General features: G+C 56.4%; 14 protein-coding genes. All 14 read right to left on the bottom strand.

Annotated features, from left to right (window positions below; genetic code table 11):
* On the bottom strand, window positions 1-130 hold a 130-nt coding region (tuf, locus tag LAO21_15665), incomplete at its 3' end, for an elongation factor Tu (protein MBZ5554154.1).
* A gap of 153 nt (window positions 131-283) precedes the next feature.
* Window positions 284-2,401: an elongation factor G gene (gene fusA, locus LAO21_15660; protein MBZ5554153.1), complete on the bottom strand. Its 2,118-nt coding sequence runs from the start codon at window positions 2,399-2,401 to the stop codon at window positions 284-286.
* 24 nt (window positions 2,402-2,425) lie between these two features.
* On the bottom strand, window positions 2,426-2,896 hold the full coding sequence (gene rpsG / locus LAO21_15655; GenBank protein ID MBZ5554152.1) for a 30S ribosomal protein S7: 471 nt from the start codon (window positions 2,894-2,896) through the stop codon (window positions 2,426-2,428).
* 144 nt (window positions 2,897-3,040) lie between these two features.
* A complete protein-coding gene (rpsL, locus tag LAO21_15650; GenBank protein MBZ5554151.1) occupies window positions 3,041-3,415 on the bottom strand; it encodes a 30S ribosomal protein S12 in 375 nt (124 codons plus the stop codon).
* Window positions 3,416-3,689: 274 nt separating this feature from the next.
* Complete coding sequence (gene frr / locus LAO21_15645) at window positions 3,690-4,247, bottom strand: ribosome recycling factor (protein MBZ5554150.1); 558 nt, start codon at window positions 4,245-4,247, stop codon at window positions 3,690-3,692.
* Window positions 4,248-4,270: 23 nt separating this feature from the next.
* Window positions 4,271-4,993: a UMP kinase gene (gene pyrH / locus LAO21_15640; GenBank protein MBZ5554149.1), complete on the bottom strand. Its 723-nt coding sequence runs from the start codon at window positions 4,991-4,993 to the stop codon at window positions 4,271-4,273.
* Between the two features lie 2 nt (window positions 4,994-4,995).
* Window positions 4,996-5,931 (bottom strand): translation elongation factor Ts, encoded by a 936-nt coding sequence (gene tsf, locus LAO21_15635; protein ID MBZ5554148.1) that lies wholly within the window; start codon window positions 5,929-5,931, stop codon window positions 4,996-4,998.
* 344 nt (window positions 5,932-6,275) lie between these two features.
* Window positions 6,276-7,196: a 30S ribosomal protein S2 gene (rpsB, locus tag LAO21_15630; GenBank protein ID MBZ5554147.1), complete on the bottom strand. Its 921-nt coding sequence runs from the start codon at window positions 7,194-7,196 to the stop codon at window positions 6,276-6,278.
* 198 nt (window positions 7,197-7,394) lie between these two features.
* Complete coding sequence (rpsI, locus tag LAO21_15625; protein ID MBZ5554146.1) at window positions 7,395-7,778, bottom strand: 30S ribosomal protein S9; 384 nt, start codon at window positions 7,776-7,778, stop codon at window positions 7,395-7,397.
* Window positions 7,779-7,834: 56 nt separating this feature from the next.
* Window positions 7,835-8,269, bottom strand: coding sequence for a 50S ribosomal protein L13 (rplM, locus tag LAO21_15620; GenBank protein ID MBZ5554145.1), 435 nt, complete (start codon window positions 8,267-8,269; stop codon window positions 7,835-7,837).
* A 177-nt stretch (window positions 8,270-8,446) separates the two neighbouring features.
* On the bottom strand, window positions 8,447-9,163 hold the full coding sequence (locus tag LAO21_15615; GenBank protein MBZ5554144.1) for a class I SAM-dependent methyltransferase: 717 nt from the start codon (window positions 9,161-9,163) through the stop codon (window positions 8,447-8,449).
* A 54-nt stretch (window positions 9,164-9,217) separates the two neighbouring features.
* Window positions 9,218-10,243, bottom strand: coding sequence for a glycosyltransferase family 2 protein (locus LAO21_15610; GenBank protein ID MBZ5554143.1), 1,026 nt, complete (start codon window positions 10,241-10,243; stop codon window positions 9,218-9,220).
* Window positions 10,244-10,258: 15 nt separating this feature from the next.
* Window positions 10,259-11,302, bottom strand: coding sequence for a class I SAM-dependent methyltransferase (locus LAO21_15605; protein ID MBZ5554142.1), 1,044 nt, complete (start codon window positions 11,300-11,302; stop codon window positions 10,259-10,261).
* A gap of 199 nt (window positions 11,303-11,501) precedes the next feature.
* Window positions 11,502-12,563, bottom strand: coding sequence for a radical SAM protein (locus LAO21_15600; GenBank protein ID MBZ5554141.1), 1,062 nt, complete (start codon window positions 12,561-12,563; stop codon window positions 11,502-11,504).
* Window positions 12,564-12,566: the final 3 nt, after the last annotated feature.

Raw genomic sequence — 12,566 nt, 5'->3', positions numbered from 1 at the left:
GCACCTTCGGATTGTGCTTCTGCAGCACCTTCGTGATCGCCGAGGTCAACGTCGTCTTCCCGTGATCAATGTGCCCGATCGTCCCAATGTTCACGTGCGGCTTGGATCGATCAAATTTCTCCTTCGCCATGGCGGTCTCCTCATGAGAATTATCAATCTAATTTATTGCGCTGCGGACTTCCGGTCGCCAACGCTCCCGGCTTTCCCGCCGGCATTCTATGAACCGCTCAATCCCGGACGCCGAATCAAAAAAAAATCCCCACTCCACCGAGTTGGGAAAAGACTATCTGCGAACCGTCCGGCCGGTCACCTTGGCAATCACTTCCTCCGCCACCAGCTTGGGCGCCTCTTCGTAGCGGAGGAAATGCATGGAATAGGTGGCCCGCCCCTGGGTCCGTGAACGCAGGTCCGTGGCATAGCCAAACATATCCGACAGGGGAACCCGCGCGGTAATCACCTGAGAACCGGCACGCCGTTCCATCCGCTCAATATGCCCCCGGCGCGAATTGAGATCCCCGATCACGTCACCCATGTACTCCTCGGGCACGACGACCTCGACCTTCATGATCGGCTCCAGCAGAACGGGATGGGCGCGGGCGACACCGTCCTTGAAGGCCATCGAGCCGGCAATCTTGAAGGCGATTTCTGAAGAGTCGACTTCGTGGTAGCTGCCGTCATACAGGGTCACCTTGACATCCTGCATTTCGTAACCCGCCAACACACCCGTTTCCATCGCTTCGGCGATACCTTTCTCGACCGGATTGATGTATTCCCTGGGAATAGAACCCCCGACTACCTTATTCTCAAACACAAATCCTTCCCCCGGCATGGCGGGCTCGACATAAATTTTCACATGGCCGTACTGGCCCCGGCCGCCGGTCTGGCGAATAAATTTGCCTTCCGCCTCGGCTCGCTTGCGGATAGTCTCCCGATACGCCACCTGGGGTTTTCCCACATTGGCATCGACCTTGAACTCGCGCATCATGCGGTCGACGATGATTTCCAGGTGCAGCTCACCCATCCCCGCGATAATGGTTTGACCGGTTTCGGTATCCGTCTTGACGCGGAAGGTGGGATCTTCCTGCATCAGTTTTTGCAGCGCGAATCCCATCTTTTCCTGGTCTGCCTTGGATTTCGGCTCGATCGCCAGCGAGATCACCGGGGTCGGAAAATCCATCGCTTCCAGCACGATGGGATGCTCTTCAGCGCAAATCGTATCGCCGGTCAACACGTTCTTCAAACCCACCGCCGCCGCGATGTCCCCGGCAAACACTTCCTTGATCTCTTCGCGCTTGTTGGCATGCATCTTCAACAATCGCCCGATGCGCTCGCGTTTCTGTTTGGTCGAATTCCAAACGCCCTCCCCGGTGCTGAGTTTCCCGGAGTAGACGCGGAAGAAGGCCAGTTGCCCGACAAACGGATCAGTCATGATCTTGAACACCAGGGCTGAAAAGGGCTCGTCATCGCTGGCACGCCGGAGCGGCACTTCCTCGTCCTCCTTCGAAATGACGCCTTCCACGGGCGGAACATCCACGGGCGACGGCAGGTAGTCAATCACGGCATCCAGCAGTGGCTGCACCCCTTTATTCTTGAAGGCGGATCCACACAGGACCGGGACAAGCTTCAGCCCGATGGTGGACCGGCGAATCGACGATTTCAAATCTTCGGCACCAATCGGTTTCCCGTGAAGGTACTTCTCCAGCATGATGTCGTCGCACTCGCACACCGTCTCAATCAATTTCTCACGATGCGAAGCCACCGTCTCCGCGTAGGCGGACGGAATTTCTTTCATTTCGTAAGCCGCCCCGAGGGTTTCGTCTTTGTAGACGATGGCTTTCTGCTGAATCAGGTCAATGACGCCCTGAAACTTATCTTCTTTGCCGAGGGGGAGTTGGATGACGAGGGGGTTGGCATGAACCCGAGTCCGGATCATATCCACACAATTCTCAAAATCGGCGCCCACGCGGTCCATTTTGTTGACAAACACCAATCGGGGGACGCGGTATTTATCGGCCTGGCGCCACACCGTTTCCGTCTGGGGTTCGACACCCTCCACGGCGCCCAGCAGCGCAATGGCGCCATCCAGCACGCGGAGGCTGCGCTCGACTTCGGCGGTAAAATCGACGTGTCCCGGCGTATCGATGATATTGACCCGGTGTTCTTCAAACTGGTTTTGCGAACCCGACCAGAAGCAGGTTGTGGCGGCGGAAGTGATTGTGATCCCCCGCTCCTGTTCCTGCTCCATCCAATCCATCGTCGCGGTGCCTTCATGGACCTCACCGATCTTGTAATTGACGCCCGTGTAATAGAGAATCCGCTCGGTACACGTCGTCTTCCCCGCATCAATGTGTGCCATGATGCCGATGTTCCGGGTTCGCTCTAAGGGTGTGGTCCGATCCATTTCGTATCCTTGAAACCTTACTCTTTACCAGCGGTAATGGGCAAAAGCCTTATTGGCTTCTGCCATCCGGTGGGTATCGTCTTTCTTTTTAATGGCTCCGCCTCGGTTATTCGAGGCGTCCAGCAATTCATTCGCCAGGCGCTCCCGCATCGATTTTTCATTGCGGTCGCGCGCATAATTGATCAGCCAGCGGATGGAAAGCGATTGCTGCCGGCTCCGGTTGACCTCGACCGGCACCTGGTAGTTCGCACCCCCGACGCGGCGCGTCTTGACTTCCAAAACGGGCTTGACGTTCTCCACCGCTTTTTTAAAAACCTTCAGCGGGTCGTCGTTCGCCTTCTTCTTGATGAGATCCATCGCCGCGTAAAAAATCCCCTCGGCCACTGTCTTCTTGCCCTGACTCATCAGGGAATTGACAAATTTCGCTACCAGGGTGCTGTTGAAAATGGCATCGGGATCGACCTCCCGGCGGGCGACAACTCTCCTTCTCGGCATAGACTTATCCTCGCGCTTATTTCGTTCTCAGGACGATTTCGTTCCGAAAGGTTTTGCGGGGTCGAGGCAACCGCCTTCGGCAAACCCGCCGCAACTGCTTTCGTCGCGACCTGATCAAGTTGTGATCAAAGGGTGGTCTGGACTTTAGGCTTTCGGTCTTTTCGCGCCGTATTTGGAACGGCTCTGACGACGCTCGGCCACTCCCACCGAATCGAGCGTGCCACGAACGACGTGGTATCGAACACCGGGCAGATCTTTGACGCGTCCCCCGCGAATGAGGACAATCGAATGCTCTTGAAGATTGTGCCCAATGCCCGGAATGTAAGTGGTTACTTCAATGCCGTTGGTCAGTCGCACCCGGGCGACTTTCCTCAGAGCGGAATTGGGCTTCTTAGGCGTGGTCGTGTATACTCGCACGCACACTCCACGTTTCTGCGGACAGCCTTGCAACGCAGGACTACTGGTCTTGTACCGGGGTCGCCTGCGCCCCATCCTCACGAGTTGACTAAAAGTTGGCAAAGAATCCCTCGAACAATTCTGTTCCGAAAGTTATATACCACGCTACGCACTAGCGCGTTACCCACCACCTGACAAACCTTACGAGTCTATCGACAGACTCGCAAATTGTCAACCCTCTCCATCAAAAAAAAATGCGTGGGGCGCTTAAGAATCTTTCTGATGCCCCCCTTCGCCGATCGCAGGGCCCCTGTGCTGAAACCCGCCGCATTCCTTGGAGGGTGGGTGAAGCATGGACACCCCGGTTTCTTCCCTCCGGTTTCGGGCGGGCACGAACTCAGACTTCCATGATTTCTTTTTCTTTACCCTTCCCGAACCCCTCCAGTTTTTCGATGAACTGGTTCGTCACCTTTTGGATCTCGTCGAGGGTTTTTTTCTCATCGTCCTCGGAGATCGTTTTATCCTTCAGGGCCTTCTTCACCCGCTCGTTCTCGTCCCGCCGGATATTTCGGATCGCCGTGCGGTGATCCTCCAGAATCTTATGGAGATGTTTCACCAGTTCACGGCGCCGTTCTTCAGTGAGGGGCGGAATCGGAACCCGGATAATCTTGCCGTCGTTAACCGGATTCAATCCCAAGTCCGAGGAGCGGATGGATTTTTCAATCGCCCCGAGCTGCGAGATATCCCACGGCTGGACGGTAATCGAGGTGGGTTCCGGAACCCCCAGCGACGCCAGCTGGTTCAGCGGGGTGGGTGTGCCGTAATAGTCCACCTTGAGATGATCGATGAGTCCGACATTGGCCCGGCCGGTTCGAATAGCAGTCAAGGTGTGCTTGAAGTCTTCCACTGATTTTTCCATTCGCGCTTTGGTCTGTGCAAGGATGTCCTTGATCATAAGGAATTGACTCCGAAGCCCGTTTAGAGATGGACGGTGGTTCCCACCGTTGCCCCCATCACCGTTCTCTTGATGTTGCCCCGCTTGAGCAGATTAAAGACGATAATCGGCAACTTATTATCCATACACAACGAAATCGCCGTCGTATCCATGACGGCCAGCCCCTTCTTGAGGACGTCAATGTAGGAGATCTCACGGAACATCTTGGCACGGCGGTTCTTTAAAGGGTCGCTGTCGTAGATGCCGTCCACCCGGGTCGCCTTCAAGATCACCTCTGCCTTGATCTCCATGGCCCGCAAGGCGGCCGCTGTGTCGGTCGAGAAGTAAGGGTTCCCCGTTCCCGCGGCAAAGATCACCACGCGTCTTTTTTCCAAATGACGCAGGGCCCGCCGGCGAATGAAGGGTTCAGCTACCTCGCGCATCTCAATCGCCGACATGACTCGGGTAATGACGCCCACTTTTTCGAGGGCATCCTGGAGCGCAATTGCATTAATCATGGTTGCCAGCATCCCCATCACATCCCCGGAGACCCGGTCCATGCCCCGGGCGCTCGCCGCCACCCCCCGGAAAATGTTGCCGCCGCCGATCACGATACTCAATTCCACACCGAGTCTGTGGACCTCTTTGACCTGTTCCGCAATACTGGTCGCCACGAGCGGGTCAACCCCGTAACCCTGTCGGCCCATCAGGGCCTCCCCGCTCAATTTCAGCAGGACTCTCTTGTACTTGACTTGAGGGTTTCTCATATCTACTTTACCTGGGCCGCGACTTCCGCTGCGAAATCATCAGGGGGCTTTTCAATCCCTTCACCCGCCTTGAATCGGACGAAGCGACGGACTTCCACCGCTCCCCCCAGCGCAGGAGCCTTTTGGGTCAACCACTGCCCCAACGACATCCCGGGCTCCTTCACAAACGGTTGCTCCAACAGACACACCTCTCCATAAAATTTCGCGAGTTGACCTTCCACAATCTTTTCGACCACCGGGGCTGGTTTTCCGGGAGGAACCTTGGCCCGGGCAATGTCTTTTTCGCGCTCCAGAACCGATGAAGGCACATGCTGACGGCTGAGGTACTTGGGATCGGAGGCAGCCACATGCATGGCCACATCGTGAACCAGGCCCTGGAATGTCTCTCCCCCGGTGTTGGTCCCCCCTGCGGCCCCTAACTCGACGAGCACCCCGATCTTCCCTCCCGCGTGGATGTAAGTTCCCAGTGCGCCCTGACCGCTTAACTCCATTCGTTCAAAGCGGCGGATGGAAAGGTTCTCCTTGATCTGCAAAATTCTCTCCAGCAGGATTTCCTGGACGGTCTTTGTCTCTTCCGCATGGAACTTCTGTGAGAGCAAGTGATCCAGGGATTCTGCTTTTTGCTGCAAGAGATGCTCTCCCACTCGGGAGACAAAGTTCTTGAAGTCATCCGTGCGGGCTACAAAGTCGGTTTCACAATTTACTTCGACGATGACTCCGACCGGGTTCCCCTGGACGGAGGCAACCCGCACGTCGACCAGGCCTTCCGACGTGACGCGCCCTGCCTTCTTGGCGGCGCTGGCCAACCCCCGTTTGCGAAGGATGGTGATCGCCTCATCGATGTTGCCCTGGGCCTCCACCAGTGCCTTCTTGCATTCCATCATGCCGGCGCCGGTCCGTTCCCGCAGCTCCTTAACATCTTTCGCTGAAATCTCCATAAGCTTGATTAACCCTCCAGAAAAGCAGCAATCAACTATTAGCTGTCAGCCATCAGCAAACACCTTTTGGATATTCAGGTCAAAACAGTCGCTGACTTGTGTCCCCCGGCCGCGGCACGATACCGAATGTCTATTCAAACTGGCCGGAGGGTTCGCTTGCCGATAGCTGAAAGCTGACCGCTGATGGCTCCCTTACAAAAATAAACCTAAAAATTGTTCCCCTTCGGTAACGGCGAACAATTTTTAGGTTGGATGAATTCTTTAATTTGATTCACCCGGTGGCTCTCGATTTCACCATGATCAGGCAGGTGAATCTCGCGGTCACAGTCCCGTCCAAGACGGGATCAGCGAACCGTCGAAGATTGTGTCAAGGGTCGGGGCCTTCGTGGCCGGCGCTTGCGGCCTGCTTCGTCGAGTCCGCCGGTTCCCTCCGAACCTCCCGGGCCGACCGTGGGACTTTCACCCCCCGCCGTCGCAGTCTCCGTCTTCATAGCGGCTTCAGCCGGGACACCGACTTCACCCGTTCCATCCGTGGTGGCCTGCTCTTGAGCCACCTTTTCAGCTTCCGCCTCCTGGGCCAGACGGAATTGTTGCCCTTCGAGGATCGCATCGGCCACCTTCTGCGTGAACAGCCGAATGGCGCGAAGGGCGTCATCATTGCCCGGAATGATATAGTCGATAACATCCGGGTTGCAGTTGGTGTCGACGATGCTGAAAACCGGGATGGACAGCTTCCGGGCTTCCAAGATTGCAATCTCTTCCTTCCCGGAGTCAACCACAAAGAGGGCGTCGGGCAGCCGGGGCATATTCTTAATGCCGGAGAGATTCTTCTCCAATGCTAATCGTTCCCGTTCCAGTCTCGCTACTTCCTTCTTGGAGCGAAGTTCATAACTCCCGTCGGCCTTCATGGCCTCCAAATCCTTCAGCCGCTTGATGGACCGCTGAATGGTGGCAAAATTGGTCAACAAGCCCCCCAACCAGCGTTGATTCACGAAATACATGCCACAGCGCTGCGCTTCCTCCGCAATGGCATCCTGGGCCTGCCGCTTGGTTCCCACGTATAGAATAATCTTTCCCTGGGCCGCCAATTCGGTAATGGACTGCAGCGCTTCCTTGAACATCTTGAGCGTCTTTTGCAGATCAATGATGTAAATCCCGTTCCGCTCCCCGAAAATGTATTCCTTCATTTTCGGGTTCCAGCGTCTCGTTTGATGCCCGAAGTGAACGCCTGCCTCGAGCAGTTCCTTCATTGTGACTTGAATCAAGTATTCCTCTCTTCTCTGCTGGAAAATTCGGTGGACCGCAACCCGGCCCCCCCGCGGGGAGATTTACTGCTGCCGCATCCCTTTCCAGTCCCCCGGTCTGCGGCGTCGAATTCTAATGGTGAAGCGGACGTCCTCGTCCGCCAGAGGAGTTCATTCCCAGGGCAGACGAGGACGTCTGTCCCACAAGGTGCCTCGGAACTAACGCTTCGAATACTGGAACCGTTTCCGGGCGCCCTTCTGCCCGTACTTCTTTCGTTCCTTGATCCGCGCGTCCCGTGTCAGGAATCCGCCTTCCCGCAGTTTCTTTCGCAATTCGACGTTGAACTCGAGCAGGGCCCGCGAAATTCCCAATTGCACGGCGTCGGCCTGACCTGAAAGGCCGCCTCCCTGGACATTCACCAATACATCGAACTTCCCTGCCGTCTCAGTCGCTTGTAATGGCTGACTGATAATTTTGCGCAAGGTTTCGGTCTTGAAGTAGTCTTCAAATTTCAGGTCGTTGATCTTGAAGTGCCCCATACCCGGGCGCAAAAAAACACGGGCCACCGCCGTTTTGCGTTTGCCCGTTCCGTAATATTGCACCGTCGGTGTCGATAACTCTGTGGACAAATTCAAACTCCTTGAAAAGGGTGCAAACCCTATGGCTTGATGAGAAAGGGTTCCAGTTTCTGTGCCGAGTGCGGATGCGACGGAGCCGCATACACACGCAGCTTCTTCGCCATGGCCCGGCCCAGTTTTGATTTGGGTAACATCCCGGTAACGGCATCCTCCACGACGCGCGTCGGATGCTTGGCCAACTGGTCTTTCAACGAAATCGATTTCATTCCGCCGGGGTAACCCGAAAACCGATGATAGAATTTTTGGTCCAACTTTTTCCCGGTGATCTTCACCTTGTCTGCGTTGACAATGACCACATGGTCGCCACCGTCAAGGTACGGGACATAATTGGCCTTGGTCTTACCTATCAACAGCTTGGCAACGGTCGTGGCCAGACGACCCAACACTACCCCCCTGGCATCGATCAAATACCACTTGCTATTGATTTCTGAAGCCTTCGTAAAATGCGTTGACATCTCCTCACTCCGCGTAGCGCCTGTGGGCCAAAGTATCAAAATTATACGACAAGCTCTTCTTTGTCAAGCGCTAGCTTGCCATTCGGCTGAACCAACGCACGGTTTCAGTCGGGTCACCCGCAAAGAAAAACGCCGTCACCCCCGTCGATGGCCCTCACAAGAACCCGCAATGCGTCCCTAGCCCTCCCGGCTGGCCTCGCAAATATATCCCAATGTGAAATCCTTGCGTCGATCCAACCGGTCGGCAAAATAGAAGAGGATCGGAATCAAGAATCCCAGGAAGGGCGCCAACAGAAGGAAAATCACCCATTTCAGGCCGCCCTGGAAAAACGTCAGCAAATTGATGGATCGACGGGACATCAGCCAGAAAAAACCCCCAATGGCCTCAACCCGCTGGATGCGGAACCCGCTCTTCACCAGCAGATGTTCCAGCCCGTACCGTGTGAATCGGAAATAGTCGTACGGGGCCTGGTGAACTTCCCATTGATTCGGGACCACAATGAAGAATCGTCCGCCCGGTCGAAGGACACGCGCGGTCTCGCGCATCACCTCCTGGGGCTCCCGCACATGCTCCAGCACCACGATGCTGATCGCCGCATCGAACGCCGAGTTGGCGATCGGCAGTTTTTCCAAATCCCCCAGAATGTCCAATTGTGAATAATCCCAGGAGGAATCGCCGACGGAAATATCCAGGGCAACATACCGGTGTCGAAGAAAGGCCGAGGCATAACGGCACTGTCCTGCTCCGGCATCCAAAACATGCGAACGGTCGGGGAGGGTCGCCACAAAGGCTGCCAGTCGATCTGAGATCAGAGCCTCAAACGGATCGAGGGCGCGGAGCAGGGCACCCGGCAACCATCGTTCTGCAAGGCTGTGGAGGCGCGCATTCAACATATTTCCTCACACTCCAGTCCAGGCGGGGCGGCCCGGAAGCGCCGGACACCGGACCTATTCAAGAGCCAGCTCTTTTAGCCCGATCCGGAACTGGGACAACAACCGCCGGAGTTCCTCGTTCGATATCTTCTGCCGGCGCTTTACCTCCCCCCTTTTTCTCCACATCTGAGGCAGCCGCACGAGGGCCGACAGGTTGGCCCGAAGAATGGTCCACAACAAGCGGAGTATGGAATACTCCCGGGCGAAACTGCCGGCGGGTCCTTTGCGCAGGACGGAACCCATCATGCCAACGAAAAAACGGAGCCCGGCATAATACGGGTTCAGCAGCAGGATGGAGAGGGGAAAGAGCTTCACGGCCAGCCACACCCGGTTCCGTTCGACGTAAAAAATCTTTTCCGGGGAATAGGCCCCGAGGGTTTGGGAATGGCGATGGTAGACAACGGCTCGTGGAGAGTAGAGGGCGCGCCATCCGCCGAGCCGGGCCCGCAGCCCCAACTCCGCATCATCGCCATAGGCAAAGAAATCCTCATCAAACAGACCCACGGCATCAAAGACCGCCCGGCGATAGAGCGCGGCGCACCCATCCGGGAAAAGTGTTTCCTCTTCCTGGTCAAATTGCCCCCGGTCGGTCTGGCCCGTTCCACGGCCTCGATTCTGGCCATCCAGGTAAATAAGGTGTCCCACCTTGTCGATCACATCAGGCTGATCATGCTTCAGGATTTTTGAAGCACACATGCCGATGTCCCCGGCGCGCTGGATCGCCAGCGTCATCTCTTCCAGCCACGTTGGCTGCGCCTCGGCATCATTATTCAGCAGGGCCACGTATTCCGAGGCGGAAGCAAGGATGGCCTGATTCACCGCCCGGCAGAACCCGTGGTTACGCGAGTTCTTGATCAAGTAGGCGAACCCGCCAAATTCATTCTCCAACATCTCGAGGGACCCGTCGATCGAACCGTTGTCCACCACGATTACGTGAAAGTTCCTGTACGTCTGCCGCCGCAGGGAGAAGAGACACTCCCGCAACAAGTCGCGGCTGTTCCAGTTCACCACAATGACCGTCACGGACTTTTCATTTTCCATTCAAGCTGCCGGTTGTCACAAAGATTCAGGGTGGTGTTGAAGATGACGCGTGGAGGGCTTCGACGATCGCCGGGCCTCAACCATGAGGGTTGCCCCACGACCCGCCAGCGAATCGAAGAGCGCCACCGGAGTGGCTGCCACCAATAAAACAAAATAGACGAAATTCTTAAAAATGCCAAGGGCCGATGGCTCCCCGGCCGGACGCTTTCGCGAGGTCTTGCGGATGGCCCGGGCCAACGGGTCCAGTGAGGGAAAGGCGCTGGAGACCCACGCGGCGGCATCGTCGCGGAGCGAAAATCGCTTCTCCCTCTGGATTTCAAAACCTGTCTCCTGGAGCAAACGGATCAGTGCCCGGTCGCTGAAGTTGACGAGGTGTCTCGGGGGGTCCAACCCGTACCAATGGGGACCGAACAGGCGACATTGCCAGCTCCGGATATTGGGCACCTGCAACACAATCCGACCCCGCTCGACCAGTGCAGCCTCTGCCGCCCTCAAAAAGGCCCGGGGCTCCGGGACGTGCTCCAACACATGAAAACACGTGAGGAGTGAAAATCGTTTTCCCGGCCACGGAGCTTGAGTCAAATCCCCCACGCGGCAGTCCAGCTGGTACACCCGAATGGCGTGCGCCACAGCCTCCTCGGAGAAGTCGAGACCGCGCCCCAAGATTCCGCGACAGGAAAGCTCGTGCAGCAGGGTTCCGCCCGAACAACCGACGTCCAGGACATCAACCGCTTCACCTTCTTCCGAAACATGGCGGGCGGCCTCGAGGACAAATCGGACGTGATCCCGCAACACCAATCGACGGTACAACGACTCCAGTCGTTTTCCCAGGTTCGACAAGAAACCCGGCGCACGGCTCGTCTCGCTCCACCAGTACCCGGAAGGATAGTAAGCCCGCAACTCCTCCGCGGATGGGATGGGAGCCAGAAAAACAATTCCACAGGCCGTGCACTCCCGAAGCGAGAACACTTTCTCCGTGGTCTTCAGCAGGTAGTCGGTGCTGTAGGCAAAGAACCCAGTTTCCTCCGTTGAACAAAGCGGACACGCCTTTTCACTCATGAATTCGCCAGTGCCGGCCCACCAGACGTCCCCTTCTCTCAAAACTCAGTTCCATTCGGGACACAACAGGGTAAGCGCATGAAAATCTAGCCAAGCGTACTCGAAGGGCGGAACGAACGCAAGAGGCAGCGGATGAAAATGGAGGAAATGACAGCGGTTCGCGGGGCCGGAGGAGACGACAAGGAGGGGACGAACCGTCTCAACCGCGGATGTTGGCATCCACCTTGGGCGATTCGACGGCACGATGCTCAAACACGGAGATTTTAAAGAGCAGGGACAGCTTCTCGAAGACCGGGATCCATTTCCGAACGGCGAGGCTATTGATGACGAAGCTCCCCAGGATCACCGGCAGGCGCGGTTTCGGCGCATGGCAGTTGACGCAGTCGGGGTAAGCCTCAATCTTCAAGTCGAGATGAGCCTGCCGCAGACGCTGCATTTTTTCATTGTTCCAAATCTCGGCCAGCGGCTGCTGGTTGGCATTTCCGAGCGGCTCGCCACGCCACATGTAACAGCACGGAAATACATTGCCGTCATGATGAATGTAGACGGGCCCCTGCCAGAGGTAGTGACAGGGGTTCCGGCGTTTCAGGATTTCCCGGGGCCGCGGGATCCCTACCCCGTCAAACTGGAGTTCGTCTTCCTTGATCCGGACCTGGTCAACCCCCGGAAGATTCCACATTCTCCGGAATGCTTCCACCTCGCCCGCATTGTCCTTCAATCGAACCATCTGCACGATGGTGAAGATCTTGGATTGCTTCTCTTGCTTCATCCTCAGGAATTCCAGGATCTTGTCCCGCGTTTCTTCAAATTTCGCCCCTTTGCGGTACTTCTCGTAGCTCTCCTTGGTGGCGCCGTCAAAGGCAAAAATAATATAGTCCAGCCCCGAATCCAGAAGCTGCCGATTACGCTCGGGGTTATTGAGGGTCCCGTTGGTCGAGATGCCGATGCGGATACGGCGTTCGCGACAGAACCGGACCATCTCGAAAATGCGCTTGTTCAGCAGCGGCTCTCCCGCACCGTAAGGAACCGTGAATTCCAGGTAATCACGGGCCTCCTCAATCACCTTCTGGAAAAGCGGCATGGGGATGTCCACCGGCTCAAAATGAACCAGCTCGCGGGGACACATGGGACAGAAGAGATTGCACTTCCCGGTGGCCTCCAGAAGGACGTATTTGGGGCCGCCTCGAACCACGGTCTTTCGTCCCACATAACTCCAGAAGATCACCATCCGGTTCTTAATATGCGACAGGGATTGGTTCATAAA

This window comes from Terriglobia bacterium (assembly GCA_020073085.1).
Lineage (GTDB): Bacteria > Acidobacteriota > Terriglobia > JAIQFV01 > JAIQFV01 > JAIQFV01.
Note: the sequence above shows the minus strand (reverse complement) of the source record. Positions and strands in the feature narration are given on the sequence as shown.

Bases quoted from the DNA above. Each gene is read 5' to 3' on its own strand.
- pyrH (MBZ5554149.1), bottom strand. From the start codon at position 4,993: ATGAGAAACCCTCAAGTCAAGTACAAGAGAGTCCTGCTGAAATTGAGC.
- rplM (MBZ5554145.1), bottom strand. From the start codon at position 8,269: ATGTCAACGCATTTTACGAAGGCTTCAGAAATCAATAGCAAGTGGTAT.
- LAO21_15605 (MBZ5554142.1), bottom strand. From the start codon at position 11,302: ATGAGTGAAAAGGCGTGTCCGCTTTGTTCAACGGAGGAAACTGGGTTC.
- LAO21_15600 (MBZ5554141.1), bottom strand. From the start codon at position 12,563: ATGAACCAATCCCTGTCGCATATTAAGAACCGGATGGTGATCTTCTGG.
- frr (MBZ5554150.1), bottom strand. From the start codon at position 4,247: ATGATCAAGGACATCCTTGCACAGACCAAAGCGCGAATGGAAAAATCA.
- LAO21_15615 (MBZ5554144.1), bottom strand. From the start codon at position 9,163: ATGTTGAATGCGCGCCTCCACAGCCTTGCAGAACGATGGTTGCCGGGT.
- LAO21_15610 (MBZ5554143.1), bottom strand. From the start codon at position 10,243: ATGGAAAATGAAAAGTCCGTGACGGTCATTGTGGTGAACTGGAACAGC.
- fusA (MBZ5554153.1), bottom strand. From the start codon at position 2,401: ATGGATCGGACCACACCCTTAGAGCGAACCCGGAACATCGGCATCATG.
- tsf (MBZ5554148.1), bottom strand. From the start codon at position 5,931: ATGGAGATTTCAGCGAAAGATGTTAAGGAGCTGCGGGAACGGACCGGC.
- rpsG (MBZ5554152.1), bottom strand. From the start codon at position 2,896: ATGCCGAGAAGGAGAGTTGTCGCCCGCCGGGAGGTCGATCCCGATGCC.